The 19,425-nt window shown below is 66.4% G+C and carries 15 protein-coding genes; 3 read left to right on the top strand and 12 right to left on the bottom strand.

Annotated features, from left to right (window positions below; translation table 11 throughout):
- Nucleotides 1–45: 45 nt before the first annotated feature.
- From HMPREF9440_RS03550 to HMPREF9440_RS03570, 4 genes are all read right to left on the bottom strand, one after another.
- The gene (locus HMPREF9440_RS03550; protein WP_008541568.1) at nt 46–540 is read right to left on the bottom strand and encodes an HlyD family secretion protein; all 495 of its coding nucleotides are present in this window, start codon (nt 538–540) and stop codon (nt 46–48) included.
- A gap of 199 nt (nt 541–739) precedes the next feature.
- On the bottom strand, nt 740–1,306 hold the full coding sequence (locus HMPREF9440_RS03555; RefSeq protein ID WP_008541569.1) for a MarR family winged helix-turn-helix transcriptional regulator: 567 nt from the start codon (nt 1,304–1,306) through the stop codon (nt 740–742).
- A gap of 324 nt (nt 1,307–1,630) precedes the next feature.
- Nucleotides 1,631–2,212 carry a phosphoribosyltransferase family protein gene (locus HMPREF9440_RS03560; RefSeq protein ID WP_008541570.1) on the bottom strand — a complete coding sequence of 194 codons (582 nt, stop codon included), beginning with the start codon at nt 2,210–2,212 and terminating at the stop codon, nt 1,631–1,633.
- Between the two features lie 170 nt (nt 2,213–2,382).
- Nucleotides 2,383–4,734 (bottom strand): cation:proton antiporter, encoded by a 2,352-nt coding sequence (locus HMPREF9440_RS03570; RefSeq protein ID WP_008541572.1) that lies wholly within the window; start codon nt 4,732–4,734, stop codon nt 2,383–2,385.
- A gap of 1,202 nt (nt 4,735–5,936) precedes the next feature.
- Between HMPREF9440_RS03570 and trpB the strand changes: the two genes are divergently transcribed.
- The 3 genes from trpB to HMPREF9440_RS03590 all read left to right on the top strand — a co-directional run bounded on the left by trpB (nt 5,937) and on the right by HMPREF9440_RS03590 (nt 9,612).
- Entirely contained in the window at nt 5,937–7,169 is a 1,233-nt protein-coding gene (gene trpB / locus HMPREF9440_RS03580; RefSeq protein ID WP_008541575.1) for a tryptophan synthase subunit beta, read from the top strand.
- 13 nt (nt 7,170–7,182) lie between these two features.
- Nucleotides 7,183–8,193: a tryptophan synthase subunit alpha gene (gene trpA, locus HMPREF9440_RS10445; protein WP_008541577.1), complete on the top strand. Its 1,011-nt coding sequence runs from the start codon at nt 7,183–7,185 to the stop codon at nt 8,191–8,193.
- Nucleotides 8,194–8,559: 366 nt separating this feature from the next.
- A complete protein-coding gene (locus HMPREF9440_RS03590) occupies nt 8,560–9,612 on the top strand; it encodes a hypothetical protein (protein WP_008541579.1) in 1,053 nt (350 codons plus the stop codon).
- A gap of 270 nt (nt 9,613–9,882) precedes the next feature.
- Here HMPREF9440_RS03590 and HMPREF9440_RS03595 read toward each other — a convergent pair whose 3' ends face one another.
- The 8 genes from HMPREF9440_RS03595 to aroF form a co-directional block, all read right to left on the bottom strand.
- Nucleotides 9,883–10,365 (bottom strand): Dps family protein, encoded by a 483-nt coding sequence (locus tag HMPREF9440_RS03595; protein WP_008541581.1) that lies wholly within the window; start codon nt 10,363–10,365, stop codon nt 9,883–9,885.
- Between the two features lie 570 nt (nt 10,366–10,935).
- Nucleotides 10,936–12,000 (bottom strand): DUF805 domain-containing protein, encoded by a 1,065-nt coding sequence (locus HMPREF9440_RS03600; protein ID WP_008541585.1) that lies wholly within the window; start codon nt 11,998–12,000, stop codon nt 10,936–10,938.
- 237 nt (nt 12,001–12,237) lie between these two features.
- Complete coding sequence (aroQ, locus tag HMPREF9440_RS03605; RefSeq protein WP_008541587.1) at nt 12,238–12,714, bottom strand: type II 3-dehydroquinate dehydratase; 477 nt, start codon at nt 12,712–12,714, stop codon at nt 12,238–12,240.
- An 85-nt stretch (nt 12,715–12,799) separates the two neighbouring features.
- The gene (locus HMPREF9440_RS03610) at nt 12,800–14,677 is read right to left on the bottom strand and encodes a shikimate kinase (protein ID WP_008541589.1); all 1,878 of its coding nucleotides are present in this window, start codon (nt 14,675–14,677) and stop codon (nt 12,800–12,802) included.
- Nucleotides 14,678–14,760: 83 nt separating this feature from the next.
- Entirely contained in the window at nt 14,761–15,891 is a 1,131-nt protein-coding gene (aroC, locus tag HMPREF9440_RS03620; protein ID WP_008541590.1) for a chorismate synthase, read from the bottom strand.
- A gap of 118 nt (nt 15,892–16,009) precedes the next feature.
- On the bottom strand, nt 16,010–17,434 hold the full coding sequence (gene aroA / locus HMPREF9440_RS03625; RefSeq protein ID WP_245523562.1) for a 3-phosphoshikimate 1-carboxyvinyltransferase: 1,425 nt from the start codon (nt 17,432–17,434) through the stop codon (nt 16,010–16,012).
- Between the two features lie 41 nt (nt 17,435–17,475).
- Nucleotides 17,476–18,579 carry a 3-dehydroquinate synthase gene (aroB, locus tag HMPREF9440_RS03630; RefSeq protein WP_040763448.1) on the bottom strand — a complete coding sequence of 368 codons (1,104 nt, stop codon included), beginning with the start codon at nt 18,577–18,579 and terminating at the stop codon, nt 17,476–17,478.
- A gap of 22 nt (nt 18,580–18,601) precedes the next feature.
- Nucleotides 18,602–19,425: 3-deoxy-7-phosphoheptulonate synthase (aroF, locus tag HMPREF9440_RS03635; RefSeq protein ID WP_008541596.1), on the bottom strand; the 824-nt coding region annotated here is incomplete at its 5' end.

Consider the following 19,425-nt stretch of genomic DNA (forward strand, 5'->3'; position numbering starts at 1 on the left):
ATGAATCTATCCATTTTGCTTAGATTTAAGTATATATGATTAGACTTATTGTATCAGTTTCGAGCCCTTCGCGCGCGTCCAGTCGGCTTCAGCGGACTTCAACGCGGCCGCCGCACTCCGGCGGTTCGCTACCGCGGCTTCGATCTGACGCCAGAGCGACGCTTCGGTCTCGTCCGCGCGGGCGAGCGCCAGCGCGATGCCCTCCTCTTCATAAGCGATCTGGTGGTCCTGCTGGCGGATCTTCGCTTCGGTCGATTCGATCTCGAGCATCACGTCGGTGGGATCCAAGGCGAGGAGCTTCTGCCCGGCTTCCACCGTCACCCCCTCTTCGATCGGGCGGTCGACGAGCCGCCCGCCCACGGTTTGAAAGGCCATGCGCACTTCGTGCGCGGTGAGAAGCCCGGCTTTGAGCCGCTCGCCTTCGCTCGCCGCGTCGTTGCGGTTCCCGAGGGCGATGAGCCCGACGGCGACGGCGAGCACGGCCGCAAAGCCCGCGATCGTGCGGAGGATGGTCTTGTCGGTTTTCTTCTGCGAGGTCATTTTGTTTTGTCGGCTAATGATTTGGGCTTGAAATGGTGTTCCGTGGGTTCTGAGGCATTCCTTGTCATCGGGGCCTCCGTCCCCCGTGTCCTGCTCCGCGTTGTCGGTCTTCAGTTGCTTTGCCGACTAAACATCCGGACAAAGAAGAGGTGCTGGATCAGCGGCTGAGACCGAAAGCCTTGGGGAGGCGGGCGCACGCCTACGTCGGCGGGTGCTTCCGCCGGGAGGCGACGGGCTCTGCTGCGGGCAGGCCCTCCTCTTCGGCCCCGTCGCCGTGGAGCTTGCGCAGGAGCGAAATGAGTTCCTCCTGTTCGGCGTGGCTGAGGTTCGACGCGAACTTCGTCACGCGGGCGTAGTGGTCGGGAAGCGCGCGCTCCAGAAGAGCGCGTCCCTCGTCGGTGAGTTCAATCAGGAAGGACCGGGCGTCGGATTCGGATGCGCGCTTCGTGACGAGCGGCACCGGCTGCGAGAGCATCCGGCGAAGCATGATCGACGCGGTCGCGGGCGTGACGCCCATGTGGGCGGAGAGCTCCACCACGGGAAGGCTCCCCTTGTCGAGGAGCACCATCAGCATGGTGAACTTGCCTTCGGTCAACCCCATGCCGTCTTCGAGCGCCGCGTAGATCTCGTCGTGGATGAGGCGCGTCGTGCTCGTGAGATAGAGCATCATCTCCACGCCCGCCACGTCGACGTCGGCCGTCGGGCTCTCGCCGTAGTGACGGCGGAGGGCTTCTCGGGCGGGGATCATCCTTTTCTGGAACTGCATGGTTGGACTGCGGGTGAGCGCGGGTGCGCCGGGTTATTTATTTTGCCGACTAAGTTTATACCTGATTTTGGAAAAAGTGTGGGCGTCGCCGCCCTGCTTTACTCTTCACGGGGAGGATTCGTGTCCAACAGAGGTTGTTGGAGATGGGAGTTCAGCTCAGGCTTCCCGGCATTGAACCGGACGCAGATAAAAGAAGACCCTGCCTGGTGCAGTCCACTGCCTGTTCGGGCAACGGATCCTGTGCGGGGTACGCTTGGTTCGAAGTGTAGGCGCCGGCCGCTCCGGAGTCAACACCTCCGTCACGCTTCCGGCGCCCAGCGCTCCTCAGTCCTTCAAGCTCTTGATCGGCGTGAAGGTCCCGTCCTCGTTCGGACGGAAGACGAAGTGTTCCTTGAGATAGATGATGTCCTTGCGGTCGACGGCTTCGAGCTCCGCCAGAATCGCCGCGCGGGCGACGACGTTCGCGCCCGCCGCCTTCGCGAGGTTCTCGATCGCCGCGAGGCTCTCGCCCGTCGCGATCACGTCGTCGATCAGGGCGACGCGCTTCCCGCGGATCTTCTCGGCTTCGACGCCGTCCAACCAGAGCGTCTGCTCCTTCTGCGTCGTCACCGAGCAGGCCTTGAAGGAGATGGCGTTCTGCATGTAGGGCTTTTTGCTCTTGCGGGCGACCACGAATTCCTTCATCCCCATCAGGCGGCTCATCTCATAGGTGAGGCAGATGCCCTTCGCTTCCGCCGTCATCAGGACGTCGACCTCCGGGAGGCGCTTCACGAGTTCGGGGGCGCAGGCCATGACGAGTTCGGTGTCGGACAAGCATACGAAGCTCGCGAGCGCCAGGTTGTCGGCCACCTTGACGTAGGGAAGCTTGCGCTTCAGGCCGCAGATCTCGAAATCAAAGTACTTCACGGGGGGTCTCCGTACGGGAAAATGAAAGACGCGGCGTCGGCGGGACCTCTCTTGACCGGAGATCTCACCACGAATCCGCCGCAGGTGACCGCATGATAACGCGAAGGGCCGCGGTTCGAAGAAGTTTTCGAACACAGCGGCCCTTGTTGGGGTACCGACGTACCGGCGGATTACTGGCCGAAGAGCTTCGGGAGCTTGCCCAAAATCGTCTTTGCGGACGGGGCGGCCTCGGCGGCCTTTTCCTTCGCGGCGTCCTTTGCCTTTTTGGCGAGTTCGGCCTTCCCGTCGGCCTCCGTCTTCTCCGCCGCGACCGGCGTCTCGTCGGGTTCCGGCATCAGCGGCTCCACCGTGGGCGGCACGGGGGCGGCTTCGTCCGGCTTCCCGGCTTCGGCCGGCTGAACGGCCGGGGCGGCCGGGACGGCCGGGACGGCCTCAACGACCTTCGGCGTTTCGGGTTCGGCCGCGGGCTCCGCAGCCTTCACGGGTTCCGCAACGGGGGCATCGGCCCTGGGCACTTCGGCAGCCGGAGCGGCCTCAGCGGTCTTCTCTGCTTCCGCGGCTTCAGGCGCCGCCTCGGCACCCTCAGCACCTTCCTGCTGCCCTTCCCTCGCGGCGCGTTTGGCCTCTTCGACCTTCCTCGCCTCTTCTTCGGCGGCCTGGCGCTGCGCTTCGCGCTTCGCCATCTGCGCCGTGACGATCACGTCGCCCGGCACTTCGCCCGCGGCGTCGGCCTTGCGGATGCGGTGCACCAGGCCCGACACGGCGGCGCTCTCCACCGAGAGCATCTTCACGCCTTCCAAGAGCCCGCTCGAGACTTCCGCCCAGAAGGCGCCGTTCTTCGTCACGACCGTGACGGGAAGGTCCGTGCGGGCGCTGCGGATCGTCTCCAGGATGGCGACGCCTTCGGGGCCGTTCGAGAGAAGAAGAATGTTGCGGGCCTGGAAGATGTGCGCGCCCACGAGCACGCGCACGTCCGCGGGGTCGCCGCAGATGACGGAGATGTTTTCTTCGGAGAGCTTCTCGGCGTCGGCTTGGTCGGGCGTGATCGCCACGAGCTTTTCGCCGGCTTGGGCGAGCGCCTCGACAAAGGGCGCAAACATCGCGCCGCGGCCCATGACGAGCGTCTGACCCAAGAGCGTTTCCGCGGGCGTTTCCTCGGGGAGCGTCTCCATCGGGGCTTCGAGCATCGCGGCCTTACGCGCCCACGCGAAGCGCGAGGTGAGCGCCTTTTCGACCTTCGGGATCAGCATGAAGGCGACGGGGTTCAGCGCGATCGAGAGAATCGCGCCCGCGACGACGAGGTTCACCGCGTGACCGTCCGCCAAGCCCATGCCGGCCGCCTGGCCGATGAGGATGAAGCTGAATTCGCCGATCTGCGCCAGGGCGGCGGCCACCGTGATGGCGGTCCCGAGCGGGCGGCGCATCACCACGACGAGCGAGAACGCCGCCAGGGACTTCCCGAAGATGATGATGGCGAGGACCGCGAGGACTTCAAAGGGAGCCTGCCAGAGGATGTGCCAGTCAAAGAGCATCCCCACACCGACGAAGAACAAGACGGCGAAGGCGTCCTGGAGCGGCAGCGACTCGGTCGCCGCCCGGTGCGCGAAGCTGCTCTCGCGCATCACCATGCCGGCGAAGAACGCGCCCAAGGCGAAGCTCACGTGGAAGATTTCGGCGGCGCCGTACGCGACGCCCAGCGCGCAGGCCAAGACGAAGAGCGTGAAGAGTTCGCGGGAACCCGTGCGGGCGACCTGGGTCATGAGCCACGGAAGCACGCGGCGGCCCACCACGAACATCACGGCCGTGAAGGCGGCGACGTTCGCGAACGTGATCAGGATTTCGCGCAGCAGCGAGACTTCCGCCCCGGCCGCAGGCGCGGGTTCGCCCGAGAGTGCCGCGGCGCCCGCCGAGACGACTTCGCCCGCGACGTCGCCCACGGAAACCGCGTCCGAGGCGTGCTCGGCCAGCGCGGCCGCGGAGTTGGGCCCGAGAATGAGGCCGGCCAGGGGCGGCAACAGCACGAGAATGAGGACGGTGGCGACGTCTTCGACGACCAACCAGCCCACGGCGATGCGGCCGTCGTGGGTGGTGAGGATCCCGCGGACTTCAAGCGCCTTCAGAAGCACCACGGTCGAGGCGCACGAAAGCGACGCCCCGAAGACGAACGCCTGCCCCCAGGCCCAATCCCAAAAGAAGTGCACGGCCACCGCGCCCAACACGGTCGCGATCGCCATCTGGAGCACCGCCCCGGGAAGCGCGATCGCCTTGACGCTCATGAGGTCCTTCACCGAGAAGTGCAGACCCACCCCGAACATCAGCAGCATCACGCCGATTTCGGACAACTGGTGCGCGAGGGCCGGGTCGGCGAAGACGCCGGGCGTATGCTGCCCGGCGGCGACGCCGGCCAGCAGATAGCCGACGAGCGCGGGCGACTTCAGGAAGCGCTCGCAGACGAAGCCGAAGATGAGCGCCAGCGAAAACGCGATGACGAGGGTCGAGATGAGCGGAAGACCGTGTTCCATGTCGGTTGGTCAAAAAAACCGGAAGGCGGTTGAGAAGGCAAGGACGTTGGAGGCACGACCTGCGGAAAGGGGACGGGAGGGTCGGGAACCGCTTCACCGGAGCTTGAAGAGGCTCTTTCTTTAGGGTAAACCCTAAATTTCCAGACCCATCAACCGCTTCCGTGGAGAGATCCCAGCAAAAGGCATCACGACTTCAAAACGATACCCGTCCGGCAACTTCCGCATCCGTGCGAATCCTCGTATTTTCACCCGATTTCAGGGTGTTGTGGGATCCGCGGAGGCCCCGATCCGCACTGTTTTCCCGCTTTGTTACAACTTCGGGACCTCCAGCCGTCGAAAACGGGAGACCCGAGCCAAAACGAAACCGGGACCGGGGGTCGTCGAAGATGCTCCACGGGAACCCTCCGACACCACATTTCAGGAAGTTATTTGTGAGCGGTTACGCCCGCTATCCTTCACCGCATTGACGCACATTCAACCGCAAAGACCGTTCCTCAACCCCTCCAAAAAGCTTACGCTCACCCTCCTTCGAACCACCCCCGAACGGAAACCCGACGACCTTCTTTTTCACGCCCTCCTCGGCCTCCCCGACCGGCGTCCCCCGGAAGCGCTTTTTCTCAAGTCCCGTCATCCGTTCGCCACAACTTTTCTTCCGCCCGGGATTTGACAGCCGGCGAAAGCCGTGTATAGAGTGAAAAACGTGCGCTCCGGACGGGGAAGCCCCGCAAGGCCCCCACGAGAAACCCGCACCACCCCAAACGAACACGACATCTCGGACAACGCCATGATCCTCCGTACGAACAACAAGCCGAGCCGCGCGACGACGTCGCTGCGCTGGTGGTGGCCGCTCTCCTAGCGGGCACCTGTTCGTCGTACGCACGAATTCATTTCGAGACACAAGGCCCGCGGACGCTGATCGCGGGCTTTTTTCGTATCCGGCCACAGGCCAACCCCCTCCCCGCTTCGGCATCCGCAGGTCCACCAAACCTCCAGGACCAGAACCATGTCGAAGTTTCAATCCCTCCGCCGCATCCGGCCCGAAGCGCACCACCGATGGTGCTGATTCCTTCTTTCTGCCTCCGCAACCGACACGTTATGTCGGCCGACGGCCTCCGCCGTCACCCGAACCTCCGGCGCGCCTCAACGCAAAGCACTGCAACCGCGCCGACTGCGTCACCCAAGACACCAGAAGGAACCGCACCATGCAGCTCAACCCCTATTTCGGCCGTTTCTGCGGTCAGTTCGTCCCTGAAATCCTCGTCCCCGCCTTGGACGAACTCGAAGCCGCCTTCATCGAAGCGCAGGCCGATCCCGAGTTCCATCGTGAGCTCTCCGAGCTCCTCACGACCTACGCCGGCCGCCCGACGCCGCTCACGCGCGTGCGCCGCCTGACGGAAGGCACCCGCACGACGATGTACCTGAAGCGCGAAGACCTCGTCCACGGGGGCGCGCACAAGACGAATCAGGTCTTGGGCCAAATTCTTCTCGCCCGCCGCATGGGCAAGACCCGCATCATCGCGGAGACGGGCGCGGGCCAGCACGGCGTCGCGACGGCCTTGGCCTCCGCGCTCTTCGGGATGGAGTGCCGCATCTACATGGGCGCCAAAGACGTCGAGCGCCAGAAGCCCAACGTCTTCCGCATGCGCCTCATGGGCGCTGAAGTCGTGCCGGTGACGGCGGGCCGCGGCACCCTGAAGGAAGCCTGCAACGCGGCCCTTCGCGACTACGGCGAAAACTTCCAGACGACCCACTACATGCTGGGCACGGCTGCGGGTCCGCACCCCTTCCCGACGATCGTGCGCGAGTTCCAGAAGATCATCGGTGAAGAGGCCCGGCGGCAATTCGCCGAGGTCGAGCACAGCACGCCCGACGCGGTGATCGCGTGCGTGGGCGGCGGCTCCAACGCCATCGGCATCTTCACGGACTTCAAGGAAACCCCCGCCAAACTCATCGGCGTCGAACCCGCCGGCCTCGGGATCCATACGAAGGAGCACGGCGTCACGCTCGGGATGGGCACCGAAGGGATCTTCTTCGGGGCGCGGTCTTTGAACCTCCAAACGAACGAAGGCCAAATCAACGAGAGCTACTCGATTTCGGCGGGGCTCGACTTCCCGTCGATCGGCCCCGAACACGTCCACCTCCAGGTCATCGGCCGCGCCGAGTACGTGAGCGTCACGGACGAAGAGGCTCTGGCCGCCTTCCACGAGCTCTCGCGTCTGGAAGGGATCATCCCGGCTTTGGAGAGCAGCCACGCCTTGGCCTACGCCCTCAAGATGGCGCGGCAGAACCCGGAGCGCGAACAAAAGATCATCGTCAACCTTTCGGGCCGCGGCGACAAGGACATCTTCCAGGTGGCGGCGCGCTTGGAGGAAGAGGAACGCACGGTCGACGGGGTCCTGAAGCCCCTCTCGCCCGCCCAAACGCTCGCCGCCTGAGGAGGACCGCGCCATGAACGCCATGCACGTGACGAACCTCACGCCCATCCAGAACATCCCGAACGCCCAGCCGGAGACCGCCGCCATGACCGCCCAGACGAACACGACCAAGAGCACGAACCGCTTTGACCGACTCACCCGCTTCACCGACCGCGCCGCGGTCGTCCCCGCCGTGACGCTCGGCGATCCCACGCCCGAAGCCTCCGTCGAGGTGCTCCGCGCGGTGATCCGAGCGGGCGCGGATGCGCTCTCGTTGACGCTTCCCTTTTCGGACCCGTGCGCCCACGCCCCCGACTGCGCGCACGCCTCGGTGCGGGCCTTGGAAGCTGGGGCCGACCTGGAGCAGTCGCTCCGCCTCGTGCGCACGATCCGCGACGAATACCCGGATCTTCCGGTCATGCTCACCCTCTACGCGAACCAGATCGTCGTCCTCGGTCTTGAAGCCTTCACGGCTGCCGCGGCGGATGCGGGCGTCGACGCGCTCTACATCCCGGACCTTCCGGTCGGGATGCGCGAACTCGAAACGGCATTCGACGATGCCGCCGCGACCGAAGGGCTCGCCTTGGCCGGACTCCTGCCGCCCAACGCCGACGCGGCGCGCGTCGGGAAGCTCGTCCGCATCGTGACGGGGGCGATGGTGGCGCCGATGCCGGATGCGGCTTCGGCCGGGGCCGTCCGGGCGCAGTTCCGGGTGATGGAAACGGAAGGCGTTGAGCTTCCCGTCCTCTTCGACGCGGACCTCTCCCGCATTGAGAATCCCGCGAACGCAGCCGCCCTGGGCACCGCTCTCGTGAAGGTCCTCCCCGAACTCGTGGGCCGACGGGTGCCCGTTGCGGTCGCCTTCGGCGTCGGCATCGCCAAGATCCTCGAGGCCGCCCCGGTCGAGAACCGTCAGGTCACGGCGGCGACCCTTGAGCGGGTCGAGACCTTCGTCGGCGACGTCGCCCGCATGATCCGCGCCGTCCGAACCGAGGCGCCCGATGGCAGGGAGGCGGCGCGCCGCCCCCGGGCCGCGGCCTCCTGACGGGCTGTAACACGACACCCAGCACAGAACCCCAACGGGAAGGCGCCGGACCGCGAAAAAGGCGTCCTTGCGGTCCGGCGCCCTCCCTCCTTCCTCTCCTTCGTCTCCTTCTTCTCCCTTGGTCTCCGCTTCCTCCCGCCCCGTTCTCACGTCCGCTGTCGGAGGAAGACGTCAGGGAAAACGTTCCAAAGGCTCACCACCACGGATCCGTTCACGCGATTCCCTTCGCTTTGGGGTATGCTCACCTCCTGAACACCCCGCCATTCACCGAAACGCATGCCCCAAACACTTTCGACGTCCTCCTCGTCCGGCGCTCCCGCGCCGGACAACCCAGGGCCCTCAGGCACCGTTCCGCCTTTGTCGGCGATGCCGCCGATCACGCCCGTCGCCGGTCCGTCCGGCGTCCGTCAGGCGCCGCACGCCGCACAGGCCTGCCTCGTCATCGTGCGGGAAGCGCTCGCGGCGAAGCCCCTTGAGCGTCTTCGCCGCGTGGTCGCGGAACTTCATGAGCGGCGCGTGCCGATCCTGATCGAATCGAACGGCCTTTCGCCCGAAGCCCGCAAGGTCCTCGACCAGATGTCCGCGCCCGACCTTCAGGTCGTGCACCACGACGGCTTCAACAAGCTCAAGCTCTACCGCGAGGGCTTCCGCCGCATGGCGAAGCTGGGCGTGCGGGGCGTGCTCGTCATCGACGCCTCCGGCCCCTTCAGCTTCGGGGCGGCGCAGCACTTCATGCGCCTGGCGCGAAAGTTCCCCTCGCAGCTTCTCTGCGGGTATTCGGTGAAGATCGAAACCCCGATGCGCCGCCAGCGCGTCACGGGCCAGCACCTCATCGACTTCTCGTCGGGCTTCTGCGGGCTTTCGCTCTCGCACGAAGACGCCCTCTGCCCGATGAGGCTCTATCCGCTGGAAGCGACGTTGTCGGTCCTCATCAACGCCGAACTCGTGCCCGAGGACGGCTTTGAGACCGAATTTCTGGTGCGGCTCCTCTGGGCGGGTCTGCGCGTGAGGAACCTCCCCGTGCCGGCGAGCCGGGAAGAGCTCATGCGCAGACCGAGCTGGTGGACGATGGCGCCGCTCTTCACGAAGCTCTTCCTCGTGATGCTGACGCGCCTTCCGATTTTGGTGTGCTCGCGCGTCGTCGGCTGGGCCCCGGAAGAACAGAGCCCGGTGAAGACCAAGTCGGAGAGAAAGGCCGAGAAGCTGGAGCAGTTGGAGGCGCTCGCCCGGGCCGAGAAGGCTGAAAGGGCCGCGGCCTGCGCCAAACCCGGTCAGGCCCGCAAACCCTGCTGCCCCCACGTCGACCCCGAGGTTCGCGCCAAGGGCGAGGCGGCCGTGGAAGAGGCGCGTCTTCGCGCCGAAGCGGCCCGCGACGAACTCACCAAGGGGCAGCCCAAGGTGGAGAAGGCGAAGCTCTGACGAACGCCGCCTCTTCCCGGCGAAGGGACGGCGGCCCGAGCACACACGGAGAGCCCGGTTTCAACCGGGCTCTCTTCATATCCGTCTTCCTGCCGGAGGCCGGATGCGGCCGGAGAGTCGACGCCTTTCCGGACGCCCAAAAGCACGACGCCCGCCACTCTCGTGACGGGCCGTCGTGCCGTACGGGACGCATCCAAACGCCCGCGCCGGGACCGCGACCATCTCGCGGGTGCCTCCGGCGCTCGGAGGGCGCTCGGGAATCAGGCGGTGTTACTTCTTGCAGCCGCAGGATTCTTCAGCGTGGCCTTCCTTCATGGCGTCGAGGAACCAGAGTTCCTTCTGGAAGGCGGCGATGTAGCCTTCGAAGGTGGCCTGCACCTGGAAGTCGTCGCGTTCGGCGGCTTCGGCGCGGATTTCCTTCGCGAGATCCTGCATCTTCTTCATGTCGTCGTAGACCATCTGAAGCGCTTCGCAGCAGGAGAAGGCGCGCGGGGAGACTTCTTCGATCGTGGCGGCTTCGAGGTAGTCCTTCATCGTCGAGAGCGGGGTGGCGCCGCGCATCTTCTGGATCTCGGCGACTTCGTCGTAGGCTTCGAAGCACTGGTCGTAGAGGGCTTCGGTGTATTCGTGGACCGGCTTGAAGATCGGGCCGACGACGTTCCAGTGGATGTTGTGCAGCTTCACCGTCCAGACCATGAGGTTGGCGACGTAGGTGTTGAGCTTGCAGGCGTTCTTGTTCTGGCAGCAGGACATAGGTGACTCCTTATGTTTGGTTGGCCCTTCGGAGAATCCTCTCCACCCATCATTTTAGGGAAGTTCGAAGCGTCTTTTCAAGCAGATTCCCTGAAATTCAGCTTCGTACAGCGGGGAAGTCCTTCTTACGAGGGGAGGTTCAAAGAAGACTGATCAGCGTTTCCTATCGCTTTTCGTCTTTCGTTGGACTCATTCTATAACAGGTCTTCCGTAATTGCAAGATCCTAACGATTTTTCAATTTTGATAGATGTCGCCAATTGTGAAGGGAAAAATGAAGGCTGAGGGACGCGTTCGGAAACGCCTCCCGCAGCCTCCCGCTCGATGAGACCAGATGACGCTCCGAAGAGCGCTGCCTTTCGGTTCGGACGGCCTTCGGCCGCCGACACCGAGCCGACCCAACGCACGCCAATCGTTGCAATCCAAAGCGTACTTTGCCGACCGTCTGCGAAGCAAAACGCGAATTCTATGGATCGGGCCCGGCGTCGTCAAGGTGAAGGCGGGATCGGCGGGCGACCGGCGCGAAGGCACCGGCCGCCCGTTCAGTGGGAAGCCTTCTCTGACGGCGGGCGTCAGCGTCGGCCGAACCAGCGTCGCTTCAAGGACGCCAACTCGGCGCGCGCCTCAGGCCATGACTTCACCGCGCCCTTCGCCCCGCGGGAAAGCATCCCGACGAGCGTGGCGACGGCCAAGGGGAAGGCGTAGGTGAACGAGAAGATCACCCACCAGCCGCAGCCTTCCGACAGGTACCAGGAAACCAGGCAACCCGCGAGGATGCCTCCGAAAGGAATCAGCCAGATGAGGCCGGTGACCGCCACCAAGACGGCGACGACGTGCCCCCAGGCGATGTCGAAGGCCCAGTTGATCGCGAACCCCGCCACGATCACGTAGCTCAACAAATAGACGCCGATCAGCGCCGCCTCCGGGCCGGAGCAGTCGCCGCCTCCGGCGAGGCCGGGAAAGAGACTTTTGAGCCGTGCGCCGATTCCGTCCATGAAGGCGTTCGCGCGCTCGGCCTCCCATTCGCCCTGCAGCCTCCCGCTCTCCCGGACCCTTTCGTCCAAAGACGAGGCAGAAGCTGAGGATGCGGGCGGCGCGGGCAGGCGCCGGGCGGCTTCAGAATCGCGATCCCAATCGCAATCCCAAACGTTCACCACGGTTTCATCCGTGCGCGCGCCCCTGGCGGGACGGTTCGCCGTCGGCGTTTCCCGTCGTCCGGACTGCTCGGACCTCACCGCATCCTTCGCGGGCTTCCATACCAAATAGAAAAAGAGCAGGAAGTTGAAGAGCGGCAGGAACGCCAGCATGGCCCAGGCGGTCGCGATCCCGGCGTCGCGGCAGCGCTTGATCGCCGCGAAGACCGAAACCAGGCCGACGGCGACGATCACCGCGAGGAGGATCATCGCCTCATTGGGCTCCACGAAGATGTTGCTCAGCTCGATGAGGAAGGTGTTGAGGATGGTGGCGGTGATCCACACCAGGGCGAAGGTCCACCGCCCAATGCGCCCGCGGGGGCTCAGGAGGTTCTTGTTCTCGCGGGATTCGGAGGCGCCCGGCGTCCCGGGCGTCTCTTCGGTCCCAACCGCCGCTTCCGGCCGGAAGGACGGATCGTTGTTGTCGAAGTTCTTGTTGGTCATGATTCTCTCGAAAGAAAAACAGGTGGTTCGAACCGTGAACGCCACCCGGCGTTCACACCCAAGGTCACCAACAATTCCCATGGGCTCAGCCAAGTTCGAACCACCCTCAAAACCAACACAACTTCAGCAAAATCAACGCACTGCTGTTGAAAACACCCCTCTTCTTCTCCGAACCAACGTTGTGAGGCACGTCTCTTGGGCCTCTCATGCGCTACGCATGCGCCCCGCAAACCTCCCTCACGCCTTATTGAGATAGTCGACCAACCACCCGATCGCCTCCCGGTAGCCCTCGATCCCGTGCCCCATGATCCGGTGCTTCGCCGCGAGCGCGACGTAGCTCACCCGGCGGAAGTCCTCCCGGGTCGAAACGTCCGTGATGTGGATCTCCACGGTCGGGATCGCGGTCGCCTTCAAGGCGTCCAGAATCGCGACGCTCGTATGGGTGTAGGCGGCGGGATTCATCACGATCCCGTCGACCCCTTCGAAATAGGCCTCCTGGATGCGGTCCACGATCGCGCCTTCGTGGTTCGACTGGAAGTAGTCGTGCCCGACGCCCGCCTCCCGGCACCAGTTGGCGAGCAGGCCAACGAGCTTCTCGTGGGTCACCGCCCCGTAGAGGTCGGGCTCGCGGATGCCGAGCATGTTGAGGTTCGGTCCGTTGATGATCAGGATCTTCTTGGGAGCATTCATCTTCTTCACGTCTTCCGTCTCCATTTCGTCGCCTTTTTCATTCTTCTGCGCGCTTTCGCCGTCAATCTGCGCACATCTTTCTTCATTCGACCAAAACCACCCTCTTCCCTCACGCCCGCATCAGCCGTCCGATCACGTGCTCCGCGACGGCTTCGGCGCCGGCCAAAAGGTTCGCGTCGACTTCGAGGTGCGCGGCCGCGCGGTAGATGGGTTCGCGTTCGGCGTAGAGCTTCTCGACGCCCTTGGCTTCCGAGAGCGGTCGGCCCTCGGTCGGGAGGCGCGAGAGGTCCCGCTGCAGCCACACCACCGTCCCGCTCTCCCGCATCGCGCGGCGGTTCGCTTCGCGGAGCACCGTGCCGCCGCCCGTCGCGATGACGGTCCCGCGCCCGCGGGAGGCGGTCATCGCGGCCTCGGCTTCGATCTCTCGGAATCCCGCTTCGCCGCGCGTCCTGAAGATCTCGGGGATCGGCATCCCGGCGACCCGCTCGATCTCAGCGTCGAGGTCGACGAAGGGACGGCCCAACGCCTCGCCCAAAAGGCCGCCCACGGTGGTCTTGCCGACGCCGGGCATGCCTACGAGCCAGAGGTTTTCTTCGCCCAGACGGATCGCCGCTTCGATCGCCGCGCAGCGCTTGGCGTCGTACGCGGAGCATCCCCAGAGTGCACTCGCCACCGCCGCCTGCACGACGAGCATCCTGAGGCCGTTCACCGTCCGGATCCCGCGCTTCTCGGCGTCGGCCAGAAGCTTCGTCTTGGGCGGGTTGTAGATCAGATCCAAAACGGCCTCCAACTTCGGGAAGACCGACAAGTCCTCGACGGGGCTCGCGTCGACGTTCGGGTACATCCCGACGGGCGTCGCGTTGACGAGGAGCGCCGCGTCGGCGTGGCGCGCGAGGTTTCCGTAGTGGTCTTCACCCCTTCGGGAGACGACCACCACCCGCTTCGCGCCCATGCGTTTGAGCACCGCCACGACCGTCCTCGACGCCCCGCCCGAACCCAGCACCACGCAGGTCTTGCCTGCGGGGTCGACGCCGCTCTCTTCCACCATCGCCGTGAAGCCCGCGTCGTCCGTGTTGTCGCCATGGAGCGTCCCGTCGGGACGGCGTACGAGCGTGTTCACCGAGCCGATCGCCTTCGCGCGCGGCGAGAGCGTCGCGCAGTGCGCCATCACCGCCACCTTGTAGGGAATGGTGACGTTGAGACCGTCGAACGGCGTTTCCTTGAGGAACTTTTCAAGATCCTCTTCGTTCGGGACCTCGTGGAGGTCGTAGTCGTAGTCGCCCAAAGCCGCGTGAATGGCCGGGGAGTACGAGTACCCGAGCTTGCGACCGAGAAGCCCGCAGCGCGGACGCGAGGGAGCGCTCTGTTCGGCGGCCTGTCCAGTGGTCATTTCAGCCGCCATCTCAGCAACCTTCTCCATCTCGGGGATCCGCACGCCCTGAGCGGTGAGATCTGAAAGCATCGCGGGCGCCCAGGCCGACCCCTCCGTGACGGAGATCGTCATGCGACGCGCCGCGCCGTCCCAGGTCATCGCGGCCGGCACGCACTCGTGCACCGCGAGGATCGTCGTGACGGTCGTGAGCATCGCCGCGTCGGGGAGTTCGAGCGTCAGCGTCGTCGGGAGAGCGGACTGAGCGGCCTGATCCGCCCGATCAGCCTCCTCGTGACGGACATCAAGCCCCTCCATCCGTCGGGCAGCCGCCGTCATCACGCGCCAGAGGGCAAGAGCCGCCGGGGCGAGGTCGCCCGCCATTTCCGAGATGCGCGCGTAGAGCGCCGCCTCACGGGCGGCGTCGTAGACGGGAAGGCCCGCCCGGCGCTTCGCCGCGCCGATCGCGGCCACGGCTTCGAAGCGCCCGCGCATGGCGTCAAGGATCGCCCGGTCGGCGGCGTCGATGCGGACGCGCTCGCGGCGGATCACCTTCGCGGCGTGCGCCGCGGGATCTCGGATTTCATCATGGGAAACAGAGATGACGGTCTGGTCCATGGCGTTCTCTCTTCTCTTGTGCTGTGGTCTTGGTTGGGTTTGGTCGTGCAGGCCGCGGTGGCCGGGTTCAAAAGGCTTTGGCTTCAGCCCTCCGGCACCCGGGGCAAGTCCCGCCGCGGGGTGTCGGGAAGGACCGCCGGAGCGTCGAGCAGTGCGTCCAACACCGTCAGCGCCGTCACGGCCTCCAGCACCGGCACCGCGCGGATCACGATCGACGGGTCGTGGCGGCCGCGGATGCGGAGTTCCGCCTCACCGCCCTCCGCCAACGACACCGTCCGCTGCGGCTGCCCGATCGAGGGCGTGGGCTTCAACGCACACGTGAAGATCAACGGCAACCCCGTCGTCATCCCGCCCACGACGCCGCCCGCGCGGTTCGCGGCGGCCGTGACCGCCCCGGCCTCGTCCCGGCACCAGGGGTCGTTCATCTCGGAGCCGCGCATCCTTGCCGCCTCGAACCCCGCGCCGAACTCCACCCCTTTGACGCCGGGAACGCCGAAGACCGTGTACGCGATCCGCCCGTCGATCCCGTCGAAGAGCGGACCGCCCAACCCCACGGGGAGCCCCGTCACCATGCATTCGACCGTGCCGCCCACGCTGTCGGCGGCTTTCCTCGCGGCCTCAACTTCCGCCGCCATCCGCTCGGCCGCTTCGTCCGAGAGCGCCGCGACGGGACGCGTGAGACGGGCGGCCAAAACCGCATCGTCCTCCCCCATCGGGTTCATCGGGCGGTCTTCCGCCGCGCCGATCGAGCGCACGTGCGCCGCCACGAGGATCCCGCGGCGCGCGAGGATCTGCATCGCGATCCCGCCCGCGACGCAGAGCGGCGCGGTGAGGCGCGCGGAGAAGACACCGCCTCCGCGGACGTCCTGCCAGCCGCCGTATCGGACGTGCGCGGGCCAGTCGGCGTGCGACGGCCGGGGCTTTTCCGCCGACTCCCGGTAGTCGCGGCTCTTGGCGTCACCGTTTCGGATCACGGCCGTCAGGGGCGCGCCGCAGGTGACGCCATCAAGGAGCCCGCAGAGGATCTCGGGCTCGTCCGCCTCTCGGCGCTGCGTCGCCAACTTTCCGCCCGGCGCGCGGCGCGCGAGTAAGCGGGCGAGCTCCGCCGCGTCGACGGCTTCCCCGGCGGGAAGCCCGTCGATCGTGACGCCCACCGCGGCGGCGTGGCTCTGGCCGAAGACGGAGACGTGAAGGTTGCGTCCGATGGTCGACATGGTTTCGTATTCCTTCTTCTTGGGGTTCAGGGGTTGGATTCGTGGATGCGTGAATTCGGTTCGTTCGGGGGCTGGGCCGGAGTATTCGGGGAGGCTCTTTTGAGGAGATCTCCGCTTCTCAGAAGACTTCAACCCGTCCGCCCAGCGCGGCGTAGTCCCGGAAGAAGTCCGGGTAGGACTTGCGGGCGGCGCGGGCGCCCTCGATCACGACGGGGCCCGAGGCGACGGTCGCCGCCACGGCGGCCGCCATGACGATGCGGTGGTCGTTCGCGCCCGAGACCGTGCCGCCCGTGAGGGGCCTGCCCGCACGTCCCGCAACGGTGAGCGTGGTTTCGCCCTCCGTCACCTCGACGCCGAGCGATCGCAGCATCGCCGCGGTCGTCGCGAGCCGGTCGCTCTCCTTGATGCGCAGGCGCCCGGCGTTGACGAAGGTCGTCACGCCTTCCGCGCACGCGGCCGCGACGGAGAGCACGGGGACGAGATCCGGGATCTGGGCGGCGTCGACCGTGAGGCCGTGGAGGCGCCCGTTCTTGGGCGGCCGCACCGTGACGGCGTCGCCCGCGACCTCCGCGCCCATCCGCGCAAGGATTTCCGCGACGGCGCGGTCGCCCTGGGCGGAGTCGGGCCTCAAGCCCGTCACCGTGATGCCGGCGAGACCTTCACGGCCCGCTCCGACAGCACCGACCGCACCGGCGACCAACCAGAAGGCCGCGTTCGACCAGTCGCCCTCGACCGCCGCCCTGCCGGGCGAAACCAATAGGCCCGAGGCGTCCGCCCCGCGGACGACGTACTTCCGTTCGTCACGGCTCACTTCGACCTCCGCCCCGAAGGCGCGGAGCACCTCCTCCGTCATGCGGATGTAGGGCGCGGACTCGACCGTTCCCGTGAGTTCCAGCGTGCTCACCGCGTCACAACCAACCGATTCGCCCGCTTCGACCAATTCGCAGGATTGAAGCGAGAGCGCATAGAGGAGCCCGCCCACGAACTGGCTCGAAACGTTCCCGGCGATCGCGTAGTCGCCGACCCCGATCCGGCCCGCGACGTGAAGCGGGAAGACGCCTTCTTCCGAGAGCGAGACGCCTGCGGCGCGGAGGACGTCGGAAAGCGGCGACAAGGGGCGCTCGGCCAAGCGGCCCGCGCCGGTGACCGCGGCCTTCCGCCCCAGGGCCGCGACGATCGGGAGGATGAAGCGCTCGGTCGTGCCGGACTCCCCGCAGTCGAGCGTCACCTCATCGAGGTCTTCGGGGCGAAGGCCCTTCTCTGCGAGGCACAACCCGATCGGCCGGACGAGAAACGCCTCTCCCAAGTCCTCAATCTCCGCCCCCAGCGCGCGCATCACCCGCACCGTCGCGAGAATGTCGGCGGAACGCGTGCGGCAGCGGATCCTTGTGGGGACGTCGGCCAAGGCCGCCGCCATCAGGAGCCTGTGCGCGTAAGACTTGGCGTCGACCGCGGGGATCGTGCCGGTGAGCGCCGCCGGGTGAAGGCGGACGCACTCCGGCGTCATGGTCGTTTCAGGGAGGTTCGGGGATTCGGAATGCATGGGTTCTTCTCGGATTCGTCGGGTTGGTTCGTGAATGGGGATCAGCAACTCTGCGGCGCGTCGGTCGGGATCCCGATCTCGAGGAGTTTTCGGAAGTCCCCGAAGCGGGTCGATTCGAGCCGGCAGTCGCCCCAGCCGCAGGGGAGCACCAAGGTGACGGATCCGCCCGTCGACTTCTTGTCGGCGCGTGCAGCTTCGAGGAGCGCGTCCGGACCCCAGGGGCACTCGGCGGAAAGCCCGAACCGGTCGAGCAGTCGAAGAAGCCGCGAGAGCACCTCGGGCTTCGCCCTCCCCGTTCTCACCATCGCGCGCGTCAGCACCGCCAAACCGACACCGACAGCGCGCCCGTGGGGGACGCCGTAGCCCGTGACGCGCTCAACCGCGTGACCCACGGTGTGCCCGAGGTTGAGAAGCGCCCGGGTGCTCCCCTCGCGCTCGTCCGCGGCGACGACGTCGCGCTTCACCTCGACGCAGCGGGCGATCAGCGCCGTGAGCGCATCGGGGTACTCCGACGAGTCTTCTTCGGGCAGGTCTTCGAGCATCTCCGCGACGCCTCGGTCCAGCATCCCGTACTTCACGATCTCGGCCCAGCCGTTCGCGTACTCGTCCTCGGGGAGCGTCTCGAGAACGTCCGGGTCGCAGACGACGGCGACCGGCTGCGAGAAGACCCCCATCAGGTTCTTCCCCGCGGGGAGGTTCACCGCGGTCTTGCCGCCCACGCTCGAGTCGACCATCGCGAGAAGCGACGTCGGGACCTGGAGGCACGCGACCCCGCGGCACCAGAGCGCGGCGGCGAGACCCGCGAGGTCTCCGGTGACGCCGCCCCCGAGCGCGACCACCAGATCGCGCCGGGAGAGGCGCAGTTCCGCCGCGCGGTGGATGAGCGCCATGAGCATGTCCGGGGACTTGCTCTGCTCGCCCGCCGGGAAGGTCCAGTCGTGCACCTCGAAGCCCGCACCCTCCAAGGACCACCGGACCGGCAGCCCCCAGAGCGGCGCGACGTTCCCGTCCGAGACCACGAGCGCCCGGCGGCCCGTCACGCACGCGGCCGCCGTCGCGCCCACGCGGTGGATGAGGCCGCGGCCGATCGAGACCGCGTAGGGTTCGCCCGTCGGGACGTGGATCTCGTAGGTTTGGTCGTTCATCCTCGGCTCCTTCGTGAGGTCCTCAGGACGCCGCACACGTGCGGCAGGCCGAACGGTCGCAGGCGGCCTCGGTGAGCGGCGCATCGTGCGCACCGACCGAGCTCACCGCACCCCGCACGGCGCGCACGAGCGCCGCCGTTTCGGCGAATTCTTCCGGAGTGAGCGACTGCGCGCCGTCGCAAAGAGCGGCCGCGGGGTTGTTGTGGACTTCGATCAGGAGCCCGTCCGCGCCGCAGGCCGCGGCCGCAGCCGCCATGGGCTTCACGTAGCGGGCGACGCCCGTCGCGTGGCTGGGGTCGACGATCACCGGCAGGTGCGTCTTTTCATGGAGCACCGAGACGGCGGAGAGGTCGAGCGTGTTGCGGGTGGCGGTCTCGAACGTGCGGATGCCGCGCTCGCAGAGCATGACCTGGGTGTTCCCCGAGCTCATGACGTATTCGGCCGCCATGAGGAGTTCCTTGATCGTGTTGGCGAGCCCCCGCTTGATGAGGATGGGCTTCTCCAGTTTGCCGAGTTCGCGGAGCATCTCGAAGTTCTGCATGCTCCGCGCGCCCACCTGAATCACGTCCACCTCTTCGAAGAGCGGGAGGTGGTTGATGTTCATGATCTCGGTGACGATCGGAAGACCGGTCTCTCGCTTGGCTTCGAGAAGGAGCTCGATCCCGTCCGCGCGCAGGCCCTGGAAGTCGTAGGGCGAGGTGCGCGGCTTGAAGGCGCCGCCCCGGAGCATCCCGGCGCCGGCGGCCTTCACCGCCCGCGCGACCTCGAGAATCTGGTCGCGCGACTCGACCGAGCACGGGCCCGCGATCATGGCGAAGTGGCCGCCCCCGACCTTCGCGCCCGCGA

The sequence above is a fragment of the Sutterella parvirubra YIT 11816 genome, assembly GCF_000250875.1.
Classification (GTDB): domain Bacteria; phylum Pseudomonadota; class Gammaproteobacteria; order Burkholderiales; family Burkholderiaceae_F; genus Sutterella; species Sutterella parvirubra.

Coding starts and splice junctions, on each gene's coding strand:
- HMPREF9440_RS03550 (WP_008541568.1), bottom strand. CDS start 540: ATGACCTCGCAGAAGAAAACCGACAAGACCATCCTCCGCACGATCGCG.
- HMPREF9440_RS03555 (WP_008541569.1), bottom strand. CDS start 1,306: ATGCAGTTCCAGAAAAGGATGATCCCCGCCCGAGAAGCCCTCCGCCGT.
- HMPREF9440_RS03570 (WP_008541572.1), bottom strand. CDS start 4,734: ATGGAACACGGTCTTCCGCTCATCTCGACCCTCGTCATCGCGTTTTCG.
- trpB (WP_008541575.1), top strand. CDS start 5,937: ATGCAGCTCAACCCCTATTTCGGCCGTTTCTGCGGTCAGTTCGTCCCT.
- trpA (WP_008541577.1), top strand. CDS start 7,183: ATGAACGCCATGCACGTGACGAACCTCACGCCCATCCAGAACATCCCG.
- HMPREF9440_RS03590 (WP_008541579.1), top strand. CDS start 8,560: ATGCCGCCGATCACGCCCGTCGCCGGTCCGTCCGGCGTCCGTCAGGCG.
- HMPREF9440_RS03595 (WP_008541581.1), bottom strand. CDS start 10,365: ATGTCCTGCTGCCAGAACAAGAACGCCTGCAAGCTCAACACCTACGTC.
- HMPREF9440_RS03600 (WP_008541585.1), bottom strand. CDS start 12,000: ATGACCAACAAGAACTTCGACAACAACGATCCGTCCTTCCGGCCGGAA.
- aroQ (WP_008541587.1), bottom strand. CDS start 12,714: ATGGAGACGGAAGACGTGAAGAAGATGAATGCTCCCAAGAAGATCCTG.
- HMPREF9440_RS03610 (WP_008541589.1), bottom strand. CDS start 14,677: ATGGACCAGACCGTCATCTCTGTTTCCCATGATGAAATCCGAGATCCC.
- aroC (WP_008541590.1), bottom strand. CDS start 15,891: ATGTCGACCATCGGACGCAACCTTCACGTCTCCGTCTTCGGCCAGAGC.
- aroA (WP_245523562.1), bottom strand. CDS start 17,434: ATGCATTCCGAATCCCCGAACCTCCCTGAAACGACCATGACGCCGGAG.
- aroB (WP_040763448.1), bottom strand. CDS start 18,579: ATGAACGACCAAACCTACGAGATCCACGTCCCGACGGGCGAACCCTAC.